This window comes from Haloarcula sp. Atlit-7R (assembly GCF_003666065.1).
GTDB classification, from domain to species: Archaea; Halobacteriota; Halobacteria; order Halobacteriales; family Haloarculaceae; genus Haloarcula; species Haloarcula taiwanensis.
In genome coordinates, this window is the sequence record NZ_QXIK01000017.1 from 16,065 (window position 1) to 34,740 (window position 18,676).

At 57.8% G+C, this 18,676-nt stretch carries 16 protein-coding genes and 5 pseudogenes; 14 read left to right on the forward strand and 7 right to left on the reverse strand.

What is annotated here, in order from left to right:
* Nucleotides 1–6 precede the first annotated feature (6 nt).
* Entirely contained in the window at nucleotides 7–543 is a 537-nt protein-coding gene (locus D3D01_RS20060) for a recombinase family protein (protein WP_233563519.1), read from the forward strand.
* Between the two features lie 284 nt (nucleotides 544–827).
* On the opposite strand, the pseudogene D3D01_RS20065 reads toward D3D01_RS20060, so the two are convergent.
* Nucleotides 828–1,663: pseudogene (locus D3D01_RS20065) on the reverse strand (NAD(P)/FAD-dependent oxidoreductase); the annotation flags it as partial.
* Here D3D01_RS20065 and D3D01_RS20070 point away from each other — a divergent pair.
* Together D3D01_RS20070 and D3D01_RS20075 are read left to right on the forward strand one after the other, a co-directional pair.
* Nucleotides 1,651–2,022, forward strand: a pseudogene (locus D3D01_RS20070) (type 1 glutamine amidotransferase); the annotation flags it as partial. The pseudogenes D3D01_RS20065 and D3D01_RS20070 sit on opposite strands and share 13 nt — an antisense overlap.
* Nucleotides 2,023–2,122: 100 nt before the next feature.
* The gene (locus D3D01_RS20075; RefSeq protein ID WP_147439960.1) at nucleotides 2,123–3,892 is read left to right on the forward strand and encodes a PAS domain-containing sensor histidine kinase; all 1,770 of its coding nucleotides are present in this window, start codon (nucleotides 2,123–2,125) and stop codon (nucleotides 3,890–3,892) included.
* A 13-nt stretch (nucleotides 3,893–3,905) separates the two neighbouring features.
* Here D3D01_RS20075 and D3D01_RS20080 read toward each other — a convergent pair.
* Nucleotides 3,906–4,696 (reverse strand): annotated as a pseudogene (locus tag D3D01_RS20080) (aminotransferase class V-fold PLP-dependent enzyme); the annotation flags it as partial.
* 129 nt (nucleotides 4,697–4,825) lie between these two features.
* On the opposite strand from D3D01_RS20080, the gene D3D01_RS20085 reads away from it, so the two are divergent.
* Nucleotides 4,826–6,649: a glycosyltransferase family 2 protein gene (locus D3D01_RS20085; RefSeq protein ID WP_121513508.1), complete on the forward strand. Its 1,824-nt coding sequence runs from the start codon at nucleotides 4,826–4,828 to the stop codon at nucleotides 6,647–6,649.
* Between the two features lie 283 nt (nucleotides 6,650–6,932).
* Nucleotides 6,933–7,163 carry a hypothetical protein gene (locus tag D3D01_RS24295; RefSeq protein WP_199725514.1) on the forward strand — a complete coding sequence of 77 codons (231 nt, stop codon included), beginning with the start codon at nucleotides 6,933–6,935 and terminating at the stop codon, nucleotides 7,161–7,163.
* Between the two features lie 60 nt (nucleotides 7,164–7,223).
* On the opposite strand, the gene D3D01_RS24300 is transcribed toward D3D01_RS24295, so the two are convergent.
* Entirely contained in the window at nucleotides 7,224–7,460 is a 237-nt protein-coding gene (locus tag D3D01_RS24300; protein ID WP_199725516.1) for a hypothetical protein, read from the reverse strand.
* On the opposite strand from D3D01_RS24300, the gene D3D01_RS24305 reads away from it, so the two are divergent.
* Nucleotides 7,426–8,253 (forward strand): sorbosone dehydrogenase family protein, encoded by an 828-nt coding sequence (locus D3D01_RS24305; protein WP_199725518.1) that lies wholly within the window; start codon nucleotides 7,426–7,428, stop codon nucleotides 8,251–8,253. The genes D3D01_RS24300 and D3D01_RS24305 overlap by 35 nt on opposite strands.
* Nucleotides 8,254–8,334: 81 nt before the next feature.
* Here the strand turns inward: D3D01_RS24305 and D3D01_RS20095 are convergent, their stop codons facing one another.
* Nucleotides 8,335–8,559 carry a hypothetical protein gene (locus tag D3D01_RS20095; RefSeq protein ID WP_121513509.1) on the reverse strand — a complete coding sequence of 75 codons (225 nt, stop codon included), beginning with the start codon at nucleotides 8,557–8,559 and terminating at the stop codon, nucleotides 8,335–8,337.
* The gene (locus D3D01_RS20100) at nucleotides 8,522–8,749 is read right to left on the reverse strand and encodes a hypothetical protein (RefSeq protein WP_121513510.1); all 228 of its coding nucleotides are present in this window, start codon (nucleotides 8,747–8,749) and stop codon (nucleotides 8,522–8,524) included. Before D3D01_RS20100 ends, D3D01_RS20095 begins: the two co-directional genes overlap by 38 nt.
* Nucleotides 8,750–8,767: 18 nt before the next feature.
* On the opposite strand from D3D01_RS20100, the gene D3D01_RS20105 reads away from it, so the two are divergent.
* The 5 genes and pseudogenes from D3D01_RS20105 (at nucleotide 8,768) to D3D01_RS20120 (ending at nucleotide 12,584) form a co-directional block, all read left to right on the forward strand.
* A complete protein-coding gene (locus D3D01_RS20105) occupies nucleotides 8,768–8,920 on the forward strand; it encodes a hypothetical protein (protein ID WP_199725520.1) in 153 nt (50 codons plus the stop codon).
* 64 nt (nucleotides 8,921–8,984) lie between these two features.
* Nucleotides 8,985–10,656: pseudogene (locus D3D01_RS20110) on the forward strand (transposase).
* 745 nt (nucleotides 10,657–11,401) lie between these two features.
* Nucleotides 11,402–11,758, forward strand: a complete 357-nt coding sequence (locus D3D01_RS24665; protein ID WP_233563525.1) for a TetR/AcrR family transcriptional regulator — start codon at nucleotides 11,402–11,404, stop codon at nucleotides 11,756–11,758.
* Between the two features lie 71 nt (nucleotides 11,759–11,829).
* Entirely contained in the window at nucleotides 11,830–12,078 is a 249-nt protein-coding gene (locus tag D3D01_RS24670) for a hypothetical protein (protein ID WP_233563527.1), read from the forward strand.
* Nucleotides 12,075–12,584, forward strand: a complete 510-nt coding sequence (locus D3D01_RS20120; protein ID WP_121513511.1) for a PEP/pyruvate-binding domain-containing protein — start codon at nucleotides 12,075–12,077, stop codon at nucleotides 12,582–12,584. The genes D3D01_RS24670 and D3D01_RS20120 overlap by 4 nt, the downstream gene beginning before the upstream one ends.
* A 162-nt stretch (nucleotides 12,585–12,746) precedes the next feature.
* Here D3D01_RS20120 and D3D01_RS24885 read toward each other — a convergent pair whose 3' ends face one another.
* Entirely contained in the window at nucleotides 12,747–12,878 is a 132-nt protein-coding gene (locus tag D3D01_RS24885; RefSeq protein ID WP_255410445.1) for a hypothetical protein, read from the reverse strand.
* A gap of 48 nt (nucleotides 12,879–12,926) precedes the next feature.
* Nucleotides 12,927–14,311, reverse strand: a pseudogene (locus D3D01_RS20125) (globin-coupled sensor protein); the annotation flags it as partial.
* A 457-nt stretch (nucleotides 14,312–14,768) separates the two neighbouring features.
* Here D3D01_RS20125 and D3D01_RS25100 point away from each other — a divergent pair.
* The 3 genes from D3D01_RS25100 to D3D01_RS20140 all read left to right on the forward strand — a co-directional run bounded on the left by D3D01_RS25100 (nucleotide 14,769) and on the right by D3D01_RS20140 (nucleotide 18,630).
* Nucleotides 14,769–15,587: a histidine kinase N-terminal 7TM domain-containing protein gene (locus D3D01_RS25100; protein ID WP_394343412.1), complete on the forward strand. Its 819-nt coding sequence runs from the start codon at nucleotides 14,769–14,771 to the stop codon at nucleotides 15,585–15,587.
* Between the two features lie 62 nt (nucleotides 15,588–15,649).
* The gene (locus tag D3D01_RS20135; RefSeq protein WP_147439961.1) at nucleotides 15,650–16,441 is read left to right on the forward strand and encodes a HAMP domain-containing sensor histidine kinase; all 792 of its coding nucleotides are present in this window, start codon (nucleotides 15,650–15,652) and stop codon (nucleotides 16,439–16,441) included.
* A gap of 32 nt (nucleotides 16,442–16,473) precedes the next feature.
* Nucleotides 16,474–18,630 (forward strand): PAS domain S-box protein, encoded by a 2,157-nt coding sequence (locus D3D01_RS20140; RefSeq protein ID WP_158600530.1) that lies wholly within the window; start codon nucleotides 16,474–16,476, stop codon nucleotides 18,628–18,630.
* Nucleotides 18,631–18,676: the final 46 nt, after the last annotated feature.

Below are 18,676 nucleotides of genomic sequence, written 5' to 3' on the forward strand. Positions count from 1 at the left end.
GTAAGTATGTCCGAAATCGGCAGCTACGCCTGTGTCTCGACGACAGACCAAGACCCACAACGACAGCTCGATGAACTGCGGGAGTTTACCGACGACACGTACGACCAGGCAGCGATTCACGCCTACGAAGACATCACCAGTGGTGCAGATTCTGACCGCGGTGAGGAGTACCAGCGCCTCCGGTCAGATATTGAAAACGGAATTCTCGACGTTGTCATTGTTCACGAACTCTCCCGTCTTTCCCGACTCGGCGCCGGAGAAATCCACGACTTCCTCGAATTCTGTCTTAGCCACGAAATGGGCATCCAAGATTTAGAAGTCGGACTCGCCATCAGCCTTGACGATGACCTTACCGACAGAGCGGTGAGCCAGCTGATTGCCGGTGCGATGGGCGACCTCGCCCGGGTTGAGCACAAACAGAAGCTCCGTCGAATTCAATCCGGTATCGACGCTGCGAGAGAGGCTGGCCGATGGACGGGACGGCCCCAGCTGGGTTCGATGTCGAAGACGGCTATCTCTAGGTCAACGCCGACGAGTTCCTGACTATTCGACGGGCTCTTGAACGCGTTGAGTAAGGCTACACCTGCGCTGAAGCAGTTGATGGAACACCTGTTGCCGAATCAACGTTGCGAGCGCTCTACGATGATCGTCGTGAGCACTATTTCTACGCCGAAGCCGAAGACGAACGGCTCCAAGCGCTGCCCAAGAACTCGAACCACTCGAGGAACCGGATATTCCCAATGATACATGCCTCCCAGAGCAAGAAATTCGGGCTCTCGTTCGCGATGAGATTCACCGCACCAGCAGTAGGTGTTATTCAATGGTCCCTATTCGGTGTTGCCCCAGCAGGTATTACTGAACCAGGTGATCGGACTCGACTGCCTGCTCGGAGGTTTGGAACCGAGGAACGCTTCCGCATCAAGAGCTGCCATGCTTCCGGTTCCGGCGGCCGTTATGGCCTGTCGGTATGTCGATCTGCGACGTCGCCAGCAGCAAAGACGCCGTCGACGCCAGTCTTGGCTGTCATCCGTCCTGCTGCGTTCGTTTGGGTTTGGATGTAGTCCGCCGAGTCGAGCTTGACTGGCGTATCTGTCAGAAACTCTGTGTTCGGCGTATGACCGATAGCGTAGAATACGCCCTGTATATCGACGCTCTCTCGCTTGATATCGGCCCCGTCAGCGACTTGCTTTGTTGGATATCCGTCGGGGTCGGAAATAAGCGTCGCGCCCGTCACACCGTCCGCTTGAGAACCGTGGATGGACTCCAGTTCCGTGTTCCAGCGGAAACTGATAGCATCGTGATCGCGTGCGCGTCTGGCCATGGTATCCGACGCACGAAGCTCTTCTCGCCGGTGGACAACTGTGACCGAATCAGCGAACTTCGCGAGGAACAGCGCTTCTTCCATCGCGGAGTCGCCACCGCCGACGATGAGTACATCGTGCCCGCGGTAAAATACCCCGTCGCAGGTGGCACACGTTGAAAGCCCATAGCCCATCAGCTCTGCTTCGTTCTCCGCACCGACCCAGCGAGCGCTCGCGCCGGTCGCCACGATGAGTGCCTGCGTCCGTATCGTCTCACCGGCCGCCAGCGAGAGCTCAATGGGATTGCTGTCAAGCGTGGCACTTTCGATACGACCGTGTTCGAACGTCGCACCGAACCGTTCGCCGGCGGGGTGACGATCCGTTGTTTGCCGATATTCCATCCTCGTTTACCGCGTTCCAGACCCACTCGGACAGAGTGGCTGAACTCCCGCCGGGCAGTGTCAAACTGGCGAGAAACGAATACGGTATACAGGCCTTCAGACTCGGGACACGCTACGGCGTTCAGTTCCATCCTGAGTATGACCGCGAAACGGCCGAATGGGTCATCGGCAACAAGGACCTCTCTGAGGACCGGCGAGCGTCAGTACTGGCGACGATTACAGACGAGTCGGTCGCGGCCGCCCGAGAGTCATCTGGAGTGTTCGACAATTTCGTGTCTCTTGTCGCGTCCCACCAGCGCTCTCCAGACCATTCACACTGACATCGGCGTCAACGTCACCTTGCCCGTTCGTCGCTCGAATACGCCCTCTTGATGCTATCGGGCATAGTTAAGTAGCCGTCTGAGAGACTCATGATGAACGGTGGTACCCCATCGAGTACTTTTGTTAGCTGCTGAGACAAAGTTTGCCAAGGACACGGCGGCAGAGCTATCAGCGTGTGTCGACGCCACAGTCGAGACGCCAGCGACGCCATCCGAGGCGCATGCATACCTCGACCGAGGTGACATCTCCTGTCTCGTGTTCTCCGAGGGGGCTGTCGAAGACGGGCTTGCGAACTTCGTCGACATGGTCAAAGATGTGATGCCGGACCTCCCGCTCGTGCTCCTCCACGAGCGCCCGTTCGACGCCGTCGCCGACGAAATCGACCTGAGCACACTCGCGGACATCCGTGCTAAAGAGTCGGTGGCAGCCAATCCCCGTTGTCTATGCCCGTGTCTCAACCGAGTGGCGGCCTCGCCGGCCTCGGGGGATGCGGAGTTACTTCGCAAGCGGTACGAACGGCTCGTCGAGCAGGATATCATCGGTGTCTACACTGTCGAGGACAGGAAATTCACCTACGTCAACGAGCGTGTGGCAGAGATATTTGGGACGACCCCTGAGGCACTGACCGGCACGTCGGTTTTCGACGTCGTGGCCCCTGAGGATCATGAGCGCGTCCGTGAGCGGATTTGTCGCCGTGAGCGGGGTGTCGAAGAGTCGAGCCACTACACGTTTCGTGGGACGCACCCGGAGCACGACACAGTCGTTGTCGAGGTGTACGGCAGCCGAGTCGAGACCGCTTCGGGGAGCCTGATTATCGGTGTCATGCTTGATATCACGGAGCGGGACAGTTACGAGCGGGAGCTTAGACGGCTCTCCCAGGCGCTGGAGTACGCCGCTACCGGCGTGTATATCACTGATACGGACAGCGTCATACAGTACGTTAATCCAGCATTCGAACGCATCACAGGCTACGACAGGAACGAGGCAGTCGGCGCTACGCCCCAGATTCTGAACTCCGGACAGATGGACGACGAGTATTTCGACCGACTGTATCGAACACTGGAGGCAGAGGAGGTTTGGGAAGAGTCTATCATCGACCAGCGCAGGAACGGCGAGTTCTACCACGCGTATCAGACGATTACGCCCTACAAGACACGCGATGGTGAGACGGCGGGGTACGTGGCCATCCACTCAGATATCACCGAGTCGCGTATCCAACAGCAAGTGTTGCAGGTCTTCCAGCGGCTGTTCCGTCACAACCTACGGAACAAACTCACTGTCATCCACGGTCACCTCGATCTCCTTCGTTCGGAAGTCACCGGAACGCCGGCCGAAGGTTCAATCGATGAGATCTCTGAGGCCACGGCGCAACTTGACTCGTTGAGCCGGAAGACCACGCAGGTGACATCGGCCCTTGAGTCAATCGACGAGACACACACTATCGACCTTGTTTCAGTCCTCCAGCGCGAACGCGATACGGTACACTCAGAGAATTCCGCGGCATCGATAACGCTCGAGACACCATCAGAACTGTTTGTCGAAGGCGGCGGCGAACTCGAAGTCGCCGTCAACGAACTCCTGACGAACGCTGTGGTCCACTGCGATCAAGACGAACCGGAGGTATCAGTTCTACTCACTGCTGATCCGGAGCATTCGAAAGCATCTCTGGTCATTCGGGACAACGGACCGGGCATTACTGACGTGCAACTGGCTGCACTTGATTCCGGAGAGGAAACGCCACTGGTCCATACGGAGGGAATCGGTCTGTGGCTCGTCGAGTGGGTTCTGACCGGCCTCGGCGGCGACGTGGAATTCGAGAACGACACGCCAAGAGGACTTATCGTCACCCTCACACTCCCGTTAGCATGATTGACAAAGAATCTCAAAACGATGTTTCTGGGGTCGCTGCGAGACGGTCTATCTCTGATTCGGTATTGACGGCGTGTATCGACGCTCGTACCGCCGACGGCTGTGGCAACGACCGGACGACGATACCCTTACTGGCCAGACGCTCGACGGTCTTTTCTGGGTCGTCGACGTCGACGGTTAAGAGGCCTGATTCGGGTGTTTTCGGACTCGGTAGCCACTCACTGGGCACCTTTGATGTACATCGAGATGCCGGCGCATGGATACGAGACTCGATACGGTCGACGCCAACGTTTTCGACAGTGTCGATTGCCTCTCTGAGCGCCACGTGTGGTGCGGATTCGCAGGCCCAACCTCGAACTTTCGCGCGCCTTCCGCGTACTCAAACGGGTCTGCAGTCGGTGTCTCAACACTTCGATAGCCGACGGTTCGGGGGTGGAGCGAATCGGCAACGTCCCCGTTGACGTAGAGGAACCCACCACCCCAGAGCCCGAACAGCCACTTGTGGCTCGCTGCGGCGACGGCGTCTGCGCCCCACGCGGAGACGTTCATCGGCAGTTGGCCGGGAACCTGCACGGCGTCGACCAGTGCGAACACACCCGCGTCATGTGCGATATCGACCAGTTCCGCAACGGGTAGTTTGGTCCCGTGTGTCCACGTGAGCGCACTGAAACACACCATTTCCGCACCACTGACGGCCGTTTTGAAGCTCTCGCGGTCCAGACGGCCGTTCTCCGTCGGCACGATGCGAGCTTCTATATCATCCCGCTCCAATCGTTGCCACGGCAGGGCACCGACAGCCCGCTCCGGCAGGTCCACATCTGGCTCACCGTCACGCCGGGGTCGTGACTCGACCGGCAGCCACTATCCGATACGATATCTATATCTGACTTGTCGTTTAATAGCTGGTACGTAACCTAGTGGGACGTGGTATTTATGAGTGAGCAACCAACAGCCGACCTTGGACACCCCGTCACCGATGGGGTGGTCACCGCGAGCGATGTGGCTGTGGTTCGCTCGCTGGTCGCCATCGGCGACGAACGCCAGCTCGCCATCGTGACGGCGACCACGACCGGCACCGAACCCAATGGAGTGCGGGTCACCGACCGAATCCCGTCGACTCACGCGCTGACCTCGACCGACGGGCAAAAGTCGTTCGGGTCTGGCGGTGCGGTCACCGTCACCGGCACCGTCAGGCCCGAGGCGGCGCTGCGCTTTGGCTACATCCTATCTGGGCCGACCGCGACGGAATTGTCCGAGCCGGGAGTGGAGCTGTTGTCGGCGGCCGACGACAGACTGCGGGCGACGGTACGGGACGAGACGGGTACCGAGACGCAGCTATCCCTGCGACCGGAGCAGCTGTTCGGCCGGTCGCAGCTGCAACTTCCCCTGCTCTCGCTCCCTGACCGTCCACAGACGGACGGTGCCTTGGTGGATGGGGCAGACGGAGCGCGGTCGCTGTCCGGGGCCGCCATCGGCGTCGTTCTGACGCCGCGCAGCGAGGACGCCGGTCTGCGGACGGTCGTCCGGGCCAGCCAGCGGGGCTACGCCGCGCTGGTGACCTGCGACGAGCGCGCCGGGGAGTCGGAACTGCTGTCGAAGCTCGAATCGCTGGGTGCCATGGTCGTCGAGCAGCCGGCCGAGGGCCCGACCCACAGCGAACTCCTCAGACACCTCTCGGCGACCGCCCGGGAGCGTGGGCTGCCCGGTATCGTCCTCCAAACGCGTGACTGCCTCCGTATCGACTACGACCGAACGGCGGCGGCCTACGAACGGGCGGACTACGAGGTCGTGGCGATTCCGGAGGCGTGGTCGACGCCGTCGGCTGACCCCCGTGTCGTGGTGGGTATCCCGGCGTACAACGCCGCCTCGACCATCGCCGATATCGTTGAGCGGGCGGCGGCCTTCGCCGACGACGTAGTTGTCGTTGACGACGGGAGCGGCGACAACACGGCGGTCCGGGCCCGCGAGGCCGGGGCGTCCGTCGTCGTCCACCAAATAAACCGCGGCTACGGCGGGGCGCTCAAGACGCTGTTTCGGACGGCCGACGACCGGGACGCCCAGCATCTGGTCGTCATCGACGCGGACGGCCAGCACGACCCGTCCGACATCCCGGTGCTCGTCGAGACCCAGGAGCGCGATGGGACCGACATCGTCATCGGCAGCCGCTATGTCGGCGAGCGCGACACGAAGATACCGCTGGTCCGGTCTATCGGGCTCGCCGTCATCAACGGGTTGACGAACGTGAGCATGGGCAAGCTGCGCCCGAGCGGGTTCGTCCACGACACCCAGAGCGGCTACCGGTCCTACAGCCATCGGGCCGCCCGCTCGCTCGCGGCCGACCCGATGATAGGCAACAACATGGGCGCGAGTACGGACATCCTCTATCACGCCCACAAGGCCCGCCTCTCCGTCGTTGAGGTCCCGACGACGATATACTACGACATCGAGAACTCAAGCACCCAGGGCTCGCTCTCACACGGCTACGACCTAGTCCGGAACATCGCCTGGACCGTCGAGTATGGCCGACCGCTGCTGGTGGTCGGGACCCCCGGTGTCCTCTCGACGGTGATGGGTATCGCGGTCACAGTCTTTCTGTTGACCAGGTATGTCGACACCGGGACCCTCGCCGCCTCCCAGCTTCTCGTCTCCGTGCTCTTTGCCGCTGGCGGAATGTTGCTCTGTTTCGGCGCTATCCTGATGCACGTGCTGAACGTCCACCCGATTATGAAGCGTCTCATTACAGACGCGGACGGGTAGTCGCCCCGACAGCAACACTCGGGACCCGACGGTACGACTGCAGGGCGGACTCAGAAGGTCCCGACGAACTTCTCCAGGGTCCGCGCCCGGCCGCGAGCGCCCCCCGAGCGCCGGTGTCCGGCCTGGGAGCGGGTAGTGGCCACATCGTCACCGGGTGGGACCGATTAACCGATAAATAGTTTCGGAACTTCCAAACCGTATAAATCGAAAACAGGCGCTCAGGGGGCGCCAGAATTCGTTGCTCTCACGGCGGACACTGTTGTGGATCCTCGGTGCGGTGGGCGTGACCGGTGCGCTCGCGGGTTGTTCCTCCGGCGGCCGCGACGGGGCGGGCGAGACGGCCACCCCGACCGGCGCCAGGACGGACGCCCCTGGTCCGGGCCCGAGACAGGACGAAGGCCCGAACAACTACTTCGAGCAGGGGCCGATCGTGGGCGTCGAGACCGTCGCGACGGGGCTGGTCTCGCCGAACGCGCTGGTCGCGGTCGACGAGCGGGAGTTTGTCCTTGACTAGGTCGGGCAGGTGTACGAACTCGGCGACGACGGCGTCGAGTCGCCACCGTTCCTGGACCTCTCAGACCGCATCGTGGCTCTCGGAGAGGACCTGCCGAACTGGATTGCCTACGACGAGCGCAGGCTGCTGGGACTTGCCTTCCACCCCGACTTCGCGGACAACCGGAAGCTGTACGTCCGCTACAGCACACCCACCGACGACCCCGCACTGGACCACCGCGAGATACTGTCCGAGTTCACCGTCACCGCGGACCGGGGCCGGTGTGGATACGTCGAGCGAGCGCGTCCTGCTGGACATGCCGTGGGAGCGTGCCATCCACCAGTCCGGCACCATCGAGTTCGGCCCCGGCGGCTACCTCTACGGGGCGCTGGGCGACGGGCTGAACCCCTTCAACGGACAGGACCTCGACACCCTCAAGGGCTGTATTATCCGCATCGACATGGACGGCCAGACCGGCGACCTGGCCTACGGTATCTCCGAGGACAACCCGCTGGTGGGGTCCGAGGGCTGCGACGAACTGTACGCATGGGGGCTGCGAAACCCCTGGAAGATGGCCTTCAGCGACGACCGCCTCATCGTCGGCGACGTGGGCCAGGCCACCTGGGAGGAGGTCAACGTCATCGAGCGGGGCGGCAACTACGGCTGGCCGCTCAAGGATGGCTTTCACTGTCACGACCCGCAATTGGGCACCAGCACCGGCGGGGAGTGTGTCAGGGAATCCGACCGCGGGGAGCCGCTCATCGACCCCGTCCTGGAGTTCCCCCACTTCTACGACGATGGCGACGCCATCGGCTTCGCCGTCATCGGCGGCTACGTCCACACGGGCGACATCGGCACCCTGCATGACGAGTATCTCTTCGGCGTCTTCACGAGCTCTTTTAGGAGTGCCGCGAGGCGTCTCATCGCGGCCACACCACAGGACTCCGGACGGTGGCCGACTCGGGAGGGCCGGGTTGAGGGCGGGCTCGACATTCAGGTGCTCTCGCTGTGCCAGGTCGACGGCGACAGCTACCTGCTCGGAACCCGGGCGGCGCTTGCCGAGGACCCCCTCTCACAGCAGGACGGCGTCGTCTACCGGCTGACGAGCTAGCCCCTGCAGCTGCCGACCGCGTTCGATTTTCCCGAGATTCGCTCACTGCCCGCTCCGGCGTCTGGGCGGCGCCAATCGTGCTCAGGCACGCTCCCGGTCGGACTCCCGTTCCTCGTCGTCGAGTAGCTCGGCCAGTTCGCGGTCCGCGCTGGTCGACAACTCCGTGGTGGTACACGCCTCGCAGTAGTAGTTTTGTCCGGACTCGTTCGTCGTCACGCGCGCGCCGGCGACGGCGAAATACTTCTCGTAGGACCGCTCGACGGCGTCGTCAACGAACGATGAGCAGGCGGTACTGGACGCCGTCATGGACGATTCGCTCGTCCGTCTCGGTCTGCCAGCCGAACTCCGTTATCGACCCGCGCTGCCGTATCCGGCGGTTAATCGGCGGCAGTAGGGTCCCGGTCGCGATGGCGCCCGCACCCGTCCACAGCCAGGCCAGCAGGCTCGTCGGGTCGCCGGCCAGCACGTACGTCATCACGAGCGTGAACAGGAACATCACGACCCCGAGGACCCAGTGAAAGGCCCCGTCGGGCCGGGTGGGTCGTGGTCGGGACACGAACAAGGCGTCTTTGGCCGCGCATTCGACAACGGGCTGGTCGCGATCACGCGACGGCTGATGGCGACGGGATTGCTGTCTGTGAACGACCCCGAAGCTGAGGAGGCCTGAATCCCATACGTGAGCGTCGGAGAGAGCGCCATATCATTGGCCCGGAACGGCAGACGTGTCCCCGATGGCACCGAATTCTGTCTCTCGACGCGACGTCTCCCGTTCAATAGCGACAACACAGCATCTCGACTGGCCGGCGTATGACTCGACGCCACTGCACGATCGGAGTTCACTGCCGGCGCTCACTGAAGATTTCCGGACCGTCTCGGGAATCTGGTTCGAGCACAACGCCCACGACTCGGTTGAGGGGTTCGTCTGTCAGTATCCACTGTCCTACGCGGAGTTCAGTCCCCACGACCAGTACTCCGGTCCGGCTCGATACGAGATGTCACAGCTCTTCAGGGCGTTCCTGCTGAAAGAGATACACGGCTGGGGCCACGAAACCGCGCTCGTCGAGTATCTCCGGCAACACTCAGAAACCCGTCGCTCGCTCGGGTTCGGTTCCGTTCCCGACCAGTCGACACTCTGGCGCAGTTGGAACAAGCGCTTCAGTGCCGACCTCCGTGAGACAGTCGAAAGAACGGCTCGGACGCTCCTAATCAACGCACAGAACGCCGGTATTGCGGTACCTCGTGACCCGGAACGGAAGCTCCAGTATCATAACGACGAGTCTGGGCCGATCGATCCGGACGACCAGACCGTTTTGGCAGAAGCAGCGAAGATCAGCGATCACGTCAGCCGCGTCGTCTTCCCGGCGTTCTAGCTGGACCGTGGCAAGGAGTGGAAATCCACGAGAACGCGTATTGGGACTTACAAATGTATCTCGGACTTCGCGAGCGGCTGGCTGCGAACGAAGGGGCTCGCAGTTTTCTCTACGAGTCGACCCGGGATCGAACACCGCTGGGCCACGCCCACCGTGAGCACATCCGCGACCTCTCGGTTGACCAAGTGCGAGAGATGTACCGGCAGGCCATCACTCGGCTCCTGAACGAAGTTGCCGAGACAGAGCAGTTCTTTCGAGCCGGAATCGTCGCGATCGACATTACTGAAGCTGATTCTTTCACAGGTAACCGCGCGGGCCACGAGGACGAGATCATCGGGACGAAGGAGAAGACCGACGAGTACCCTTCCCAGTGGGCGATCGTCCAGTTAGTCGGCAACGCCGTCCCGCTGGTCCTCGATGCCCGTTCGGTACGGAAAGGCAAGTCACGACTGGAAATCGTCGAGGATTTGCTAGATTCGGCTGAAGAGCTCGTCCACGTCGATTACGTGCTGACGGACAGGGAGTTGGATAGCCAGCACGTTCTGGAGAGAATCAGCCAGCGCGGGCTCTCCTACGTCGTTCCCAAGCGGATGCAGACCAGTGAGAAAGCGCAGGCAAAGCGGTTGCTCCGACGTGGTCAAGACCGCTACGAAACCGACCGGAAGCTCCACCTCGGCAAGAACGAGTGGCATGAGACGACGCTAATCTACCGTCGGAAAGAGGACTTCGAGCACGAAGACCACCGGCAATACTCGGTGTTCATGACGAATTGTGGGAGTGGTCACCTCACGGAGTACGGCTATCGCTGGGAGATTGAGAGCAGCTGCAGATCGATAAAGCGGCTCATGGCGGCGACGTCGAAGGATTTCGGGCTTCACTTCTTTTACTTCGCGTTTGCGTGTCTGCTGTACTCTATCTGGCGACCAGTCGATTTGCTGGTACAGGTCGAGTTGACCGGTGAGTATGAACATTCGCCGATCGTAACGGCCGACAACACGCTTACGCTGTGAAGAAGGAAACCGGCATCGGATAGCGGAGATCTCTAACCGTGGTAGCGCGACGTCTGAGTGGCTACACTGCCCGCAGTCTCGGAAACAGCCCGGATGAGTTGACTATCCAACTATAACGTCCGGCCAGAAAGCGATCTGAATCAGTTTCTACTCATCGATTCGGCCGAAAAAACGCATCACAGCCCCGCTAAACCCGCTGTAGTCTCAACTCCCCACAACCTCAGAAGATGGTATTGATGCGTGCCTTCTATTCATACTGGTTGGCGGTGAAATGGGCTTAGTACAGCGGTTCGCTATTGATGCCACTCCGAAAATAATCCTCAAACTATCTTCTCATTTGACGGTTGCGTGGAGGAGGCAATTGACTGGGTTCTAGCGATTTGATTCTGGGGGTTTGCCGGAAGAGTCGTCGAACGAGCGAAACGACAAACCTCTACCGAGCAAAAAGAAAATCACCGTCCACACCGCGGACCCCACGAACTGTTTGCTAAGTGAGAGATGTTCGGCAATTTACAGGCGAGGACACCGTGAAAGGACATACTGGACAAGTGACCGTTAGCCTCATACAGCCTGCTCAGAGCGGCCGGAATCGACCGAAAGAGCCAGATATTTCTAGTGAAAAGTATATGAATAAATGAACAATATAATCATATTCTTTCTAACCGAATGTCAAGTAAGAATATCTGTGCCAGTGACTCAAGCCAACGGCCTGACGAAGTACTACGGCGACGTGCGCGAAAGCCCTGAAACGGGGCCGGAACAGAAATGATGGCCGGCTTCAGCGACGAGAAATGGGCCTACATCCGGAGCGAACTACTGGATACCGGTCGGAAGCTGTTCGCTCGTTACGGCCTGAAGAAGACGACCATCTCGGACCTCACCGATCCGGTCGGCATCGCCAACGGGACGTTCTATCAGTTCTTCGACTCGAAGGAGCGTCTCTATCTCGAGATACTCACCCGAGAGCAGGAGGCGTTCGCCGACCGTGTCGACGACCTGCTCGCCGACGCGTCGGGTCCGCAGGAAGGGATTACCGCGTATCTCCGACTTACCATCGAGGAGATCGAGACGAACCCCCTCATCCAGCAGCTCGTCGTCGAGGATGACTGGGCGCGACTGGTTTAGGAGTTCTCCGATGACGAACTGGCCGAACAACGCGAACAAGAGCTCGGGTATCTCCTCCCGTACGTCCGGACGTGGAAGCGGACAGACAGCTCGTCGACGGTGACCCAAGAGCGATCACTGGGGCCGTCAACGCCGCCGCGTCCGTCGCGTTGCATCGAGAAGAGTGCGGCGACGAGCTCTATCCCGCAGTCCGTGACACGCTCGTCGAGAGCCTCGCCACAGGATTGACTACCGATTCGAAACCGACCCCGGACGCACCAGAGACGCAGGCGGACGGAGAACAGCCCCAGTCAACCAGCGACGGACGGAGTACCCGATGACGTTACACCAGACACAGAGTTACGTACAGTGGTTCGAAGAGACCGGAAGAAAGGACCTCGCGTTCGCCGGCGGCAAAGGCGCGAATCTCGGCGTCCTCGTTCACGCAGGACTGCCAGTCTCGCCGGGGCTCGTCGTGACGACCGCTGCGTACCGAGCACTCACGGACGATACAGAGATTCAGGAACTGATCGAGCGACTCGATTCGCTCGACACCGCCGACGCACTATCGACGACAGCGGCCGAGATCCGGGCGCTCATCCAGAATCGGTCGTTCGACGAATCGGCCGAACGCGCGATTACCGATGCGCTCGATAGCGACGCCGACACGACCTACGCAGTGCGCTCGTCGGCGACGGCTGAGGACCTCCCAACGGCGTCGTTCGCCGGCCAACACGACACTTATCTGGGCGTCCCCGACGCCGACGTCGTCGACCGGGTTCGCGACTGCATGGCGAGCCTGTTCACCGACCGGACGGTCGCGTACCGTGCCCGCAACGACATATGAACGGATCGACTGTCTTTTGAAGGCTTCGGCTTCTCGAACGTCGGATTGTCGTATCCGGTGGTGCCGTCAGTATCGGTCCTATAGCCAGCGCCACTGGTGAGTTCGACAGCTTCGAGACAGAGCTTATATTATGGACGTTTACCGAGTCCAAGTCACTCATTATTACTCGCGAGTCAACCGCTGCACACTCTCGTTGATCTCTCGAACTTTCGTGGCCTGCTCTTCGTTCGCGGCAGCTACGTCCTCAATCTCTGTAGCGGCTTGCTCTGCCTGCTCAACGAGTTCGTCGATCATACTGGCTACCTCTTCGGTGGAGGCTGCCTGGTCGTCCGTCGCCTCGGACACTTCCTGAATCCCCTGTGAAGCGTCTTCGACAGCGGTCGCGATCTCCTTGAGTGACTCGACTGTCTCTCTAACCTGGTCGACGCCGCGGTCGATCTCATCGGTAGTCGTCTCAAGGTTCTGAACAGTCTCTTCTGTGTCCCAACCATCTGTTCAATTTCGCTGGCGTGTTGCTGGGACTCTTGGGCCAGTTGTTTTACCTCGTCGGCAACGACGGCGAACCCTTCGCCCGCTTCGCCGGCTCGTGCAGCTTCGATGGAGGCGTTCAGCGCGAGAATATTGGTCTGTTCGGCGATGTCGTTGATGACCTCGACAATCTCATCAATCTCTTCGACGCGCTCCTGAAGCTGGTCGACATCCGTAGCTACTTCCTTGGACGAGGCGTTGACTGCCTCCATCACTTTGATAGCCTCGTCGGCCGCTTCGCGTCCTTCGTTGGCCAGTTGTTCGGCTTGGTCACTGGTTACCGCAACCTCTTCGGCTGTGGACGCGATTTCCTCGACCGTTGCGGACATATCCGCTACCTCGGCAGAGACGTCCTGCATCGACCCGGCCTGTGACCGGGCCAGGTCGCTGATGCGCTCAGTTGTTTCGGCTGTCTCCTCGGCAGTTGCTTCCGTCTCCGCGACTGCTGTCTCAACCTCGGTGGCGACTTGCTGCTGGCGGTCGAGTTCCGTCTCCAGGTCCTGGCTGTAAGAACGAATGTACGTGTCGGTCACCACCTGTATATCGAGGTTGATGATACGGAGGATCGAGAGAAGTTCTTTGACAGCGTCGTCGACTTCCTTCTGAATTGTCGCTTCGAGTGAATCTGACGTGAGCTCGCTTTCTACGCCCACTGGGTCCACAGTGTCAGCGTCACCGTCAGTCGCTGTGCTACTCTCGGTGATGTCGCCGGTGAGCCGGTCAGTGAGCGACTCAGTCAGTTTGTCACCGACCAGCGGGAGGATCAAGTCGTAGTAGACCCCGTATTGGCCGAGATAGTGTTTCATCGGCATGTCAAGCAGATCGTGAATCTTACCGATGCGAGCGCGGTTGCGGAAGTAGTCGCGGCCGTACTCTCCCTGTGCCAGTGTGACCAGATACGCCGATTGCGTGCGCTTGAGCTGCTCAACGCCTTTCGACGAGCGACCGATAACCTCGACGGTCTCTTCGTAGTCGGTCAGGTTTTCGTAGAAGTCTTCTGCAACCCCTTCAGCGTGCGCGGCGAAGACATCTTGATAGCGCTCTAAGCGCTGGACATCATTCTGGTCGAAGCCGATGAAGTCTTTCCGCCACTGTATCTCACTGTGAGTGAGACTTATATCCTCAAGCAGTACATCTGCATCAAGCCGCGTGTTCAGTCCGTCCTGCCCAAAATCGGACGCGCCGAATTGTGGCCCCATTACATAATTAAAGAAGGACAGATTGACTAATAAAATTGTACCAGATTATCAATATTGATACGATATTTTAATCAAAGGTTGATTTACAGGCCCCGGCATTTGCAACTACAGGCGAGCGTGGGAAGTTGAGACTACAGTGGAATTAGCGAGGCTGTTATGGGTGATATTGGACGAGCCAGTGATCAGAAATGACTCAAATCGCCACTCAACGACCTTGTCTCGCTGTGTTATCAACCATTTCGGTAATTCATCGAGATGGTTTCCAGTGTTACCACTCTGAAAAGTGGTATTGGTCGGACTGACTGAATTTCTACCCGCTTTCGGTTTCCTTCTTCAGCAGCGTGAGCGGGCTGTTAGCCGCCGCCAACATAAATTTCACAGCAGTGTAGCCGAACCCCGCCATCAATATATTTATGATATAGGTACAACATATAAGGAATATGGAGACGAGTTTCTTGTGAATTGGCAATTTACTCCATATACACTCTGGTTAGCGGGGACCGGTGTCTTTCTCGTGCTATTTGCGGGATATGTTTGGCGGTCCGATTCGGACCAGGCGTTCAGGGGCCGATATCTTGCGACTGCACTCTTGCTCGCTGCAGCAGCATACAACTTTGCATATTTATTGACTCTTTCACATACTGTCCTCGATACAAAACTCAGCCTAAATCATATCGAGCTCGTAATGCTCCTTCCGCTGGTATGGACGTGGTTGGCGTACGTCCAGTGGTATACACGACGCGACACTAACCCCTCTCGTCGACTTGTCCGGGTAAGTGGGATTATTTCAGTTGGATTGATTGGGATGGTGCTGACAAATCCCATCCATCAATTAGTCTATCAATCTGCAACACTCCAACAAACCGGAGCGTTCGTCGCCTTAAACCTTGTCGTTGGGCCTGGTTTCCGCCTATATCAAGCATATGTGTACCTGTTACTACTCGGAAGTGTCGCACTGCTCACGACGGCTATCATTCAGACGCGAGGAGTAATTAGACGGCAGGCAGTATCACTTCTCGCTCTTTCGCTCGTTCCAGGAATCGCTGGTGGAGCTGATATTTTAGGATTGACGCCGTACACCGCGCTCAATCTCGCTGCACTCTCAAGCGTTATTTCGGCCGCAGCAATTGTCGTGACTGTCCGTCGATTCCAATGGCTTGACTTGGCGCCCGTGAGCCGTGACCACCTATTCGATGCAGTCGCTGACCCAATTGTTGCGATTATGCACAGCATCACATACTGGATTCAAACGCTCAATTCGATGAGATCGTACTGAATTCATCAGAGACTGCCATCGGCACGGACATAACAGACATCATCCCAGAATTTGGGGAATTGTTGACCGAAGGCATCGAGACAGAATTTTCTGAGGAGATCTCGATCGAGAAGCGAGATACCACTCGGATGTATGCCATTCGAACCTCCCCACTCATTCCAGCCAGCCAAGAGCGACTAGGATGGCTTATCGTGTTTCGAGATGTGACTCAGCAAAAAGCTGCGGAAAAACAACTTATTCAGGAACGCGATCGGCTTGACGAATTCGCCAGTATGGTTTCGCACGATCTCCGAAATCCCTTGAACGTCGCACATGGACGCGTAGAAATCGCTCTCGAAGAGACCGAAAATGAGCATCTGGAACATACACAGCATGCTCTCACCCGAATGGATGAATTGATCGATGATATGTTAGTTCTCGCTCGCGAAGGACAATCCATTGGTGACATACGACCGGTCGATACCGGAGCAGTCATTTCGGAAAGTTGGAGCACGGTTGACGTACCGGATGCGGAAATCGTTATTGAAGATCCACTACCCGAACTGAAAGCAGATAGAGGGCGGTTTCAGCAACTTCTGGAGAATCTCTTTCGGAACGCTGTCGAACACAGTGAAGAAAATGTGACTGTTACTGTTGGTTCTGATAAGAACGGGTTCTTTGTGGCAGACGACGGGCCTGGAATACCTCCAGACGAACGAGAATCGGTCTTTGAGACGGGGTATACAACGAACCACGATGGAACCGGATTCGGGTTGGCGATAGTCGAACAGATCGCAGAAGCGCACGATTGGTCACTCAGAGTCAGTGAGAGCCAAAGCGGTGGGGCTAAATTCCACATCTCGACAGATAAATGAGAAATAACTCCAGTACTGACACGGTATTATTCGTGGATGAAGGACAAGCAACCGCGCCGTTGGAGTCTACCTACGTTACCAACACCAGTGGTACTACTATCACCACCTCCTCAGCCGCGGCTGGTCTCCAACAGCTAGATTCGCATACAAATTCAATCCATGCCGTCGTGATTTCGACTCAGCTTCCGGAGATGCCGAGTGAGGAGTTGCTCTCTCAAATCAGAGAAAGACGCCCAGAAATCCCGATCATTTTCATTCTGGATTCACAGTACACACACGGAATCACACAGACAATATCCACGGGTTGCACAGACTACGGGTATCAGGGTGAGGTAGCTGCTTCAAAAGAGCGTTGGGCGGGGCGACTCCACAACTACGCGCGCCGATACCGGGCCGAACGGGAGGCAGACACAACGAAGTCACGTCTCGAATTGGCGGCACAAGCAAGTTCTGACGTAATATGGGAGCGTGAGGTAGGGGCAGATGTCGTCTCGGTTTCCGGAGGATTCAACGAAACGTTCGGTTATGAGAGAGAAGGATCAATCCAATTTGAATGGTGGATAAATAAGATACATCCCGATGACCGAGAGCGAATCAATTCGGATCTCGAACAAACGATAGCGAACCAAGAACAACAAGTCGAGTCACAGTACCGATTTCAACGAGCGGACGGGTCGTATGCATATGTGAAAGACCAAGGCCGAATCGTGTACAACGAGAGCGGGGACCCCACCAGGCTAGTCGGCGCAATCTCCGATATCACAACACGCAAAACGCAGCGTGAAGAACTCGAACGTCGTTCGGAAGCCATCGAAGCCGTAGTTGACGGAATCGCAATTCTTGACGAAAGTGATAAATATCAATATATGAATGCTGCGCACGCAGAACTCTACGGCTACGACGAGCCAGCAGATCTCATCGGCGAGTCGTGGCGCGAGTTGTATCAAGATCAAGAAATCGAATGGTTCGAATCCACGATTCTTCCGGAAGTGAGAGAGACCAGCTCGTGGCGTGGCGAAGCTGTCGGTACCCGTTGCACTGGCGAGACGTTTCCACAGACCGTGTCGCTAACCAAGCTCGCTGATGATGGACTCGTGTGTATCGTACGCGACATCTCCGAACAGAAAGAACGAGAGCGTGAACTCAGCGAACAACGAGCGTTCATCGAAAGCCTCCTCAATGCCCTGCCAGACATCTTCTACGTCCTCGATCGGAACGGTGAATTCGTGGAATGGAACGATCGGGTTCCCGAGATATTGGGATATACAGATCAAGAATTAGCAGGGATGGCGGCGGTCGATTTGGTTCCTAACGATAATATCTCGATAATTATGGATTTAATGTCAAATATATTTACAGAACAGGTACAAGAACAACGAGAGAGTGAACTCATCACGAGATCCGGGGAACGAATTCCATACCAACTTAACGGGGCACCGTTAGTCGACGAAGAGAACAATGTAACGGGGCTTGTTGGAACCGGGCGGAATATTTCCGAACGAGTCTTGCGAGAGGAACGCTTGGATGTCGTGAGTCGTGTGTTGCGTCATAATCTCCGGAACGATATGAATAGCATCCTTGGTCACGCACAGGTAGTTGCTGATAACGAGACGGGTTCAACCGTCCAACAATCAGTCGATCACATAATCGATACCGCACGCGCGCTGAGTAGTTTAGCAGAAAATGCGAACCGTATCGAGAGAGCGCTTTCTGACAACCCACAACAGCAACCAGTCAATCTTGAAGATGCGGTCGATACAGCGGTAGATAATCTCGAAGAGACGGAAACAGCGGCCGATATCGCAGTCGATATTCCTGAGGAGAAGTGGATTCACGCGATTGATGATGTGACAGCCGCCATTACCGAGGCACTTGAAAATAGCATTCAACACACGACTCAATCGAGTACACAAATCCGAATTGTTGCCGATATAGATTCCACTGGCGAGTGGGTAACACTCCGAATCGCGGATAGTGGAGATATGATTCCACCAGAAGAGCGACGGGTGTTAGTTGATGGGGAGAACCCTCTCGAGCATGGAAGTGGACTCGGTCTTTGGCTCATTAATTGGGTTGTAGTGGCATCTGGTGGAGAACTCAGGTTTGCTGAGAGTGATCTGGGAGGAAGCGAAGTTCAGATGCAATTCCAGCGATGCGATCAGCCCCCCTCACCCTTCCCCAACGAATAATTGAGAGATATGAAGATGACAAATCGGATGTAGATAGAGAATCGTA

What these genes read in the sequence shown, in the direction of transcription:
- D3D01_RS20060 (WP_233563519.1), top strand. Translation starts at nt 7, where the DNA reads ATGTCCGAAATCGGCAGCTACGCCTGTGTCTCGACGACAGACCAAGAC.
- D3D01_RS20085 (WP_121513508.1), top strand. Translation starts at nt 4,826, where the DNA reads ATGAGTGAGCAACCAACAGCCGACCTTGGACACCCCGTCACCGATGGG.
- D3D01_RS24300 (WP_199725516.1), bottom strand. Translation starts at nt 7,460, where the DNA reads ATGTCCAGCAGGACGCGCTCGCTCGACGTATCCACACCGGCCCCGGTC.
- D3D01_RS20095 (WP_121513509.1), bottom strand. Translation starts at nt 8,559, where the DNA reads ATGACGGCGTCCAGTACCGCCTGCTCATCGTTCGTTGACGACGCCGTC.
- D3D01_RS20100 (WP_121513510.1), bottom strand. Translation starts at nt 8,749, where the DNA reads ATGTTCCTGTTCACGCTCGTGATGACGTACGTGCTGGCCGGCGACCCG.
- D3D01_RS24665 (WP_233563525.1), top strand. Translation starts at nt 11,402, where the DNA reads ATGGCCGGCTTCAGCGACGAGAAATGGGCCTACATCCGGAGCGAACTA.
- D3D01_RS20120 (WP_121513511.1), top strand. Translation starts at nt 12,075, where the DNA reads ATGACGTTACACCAGACACAGAGTTACGTACAGTGGTTCGAAGAGACC.
- D3D01_RS24885 (WP_255410445.1), bottom strand. Translation starts at nt 12,878, where the DNA reads ATGATCGACGAACTCGTTGAGCAGGCAGAGCAAGCCGCTACAGAGATT.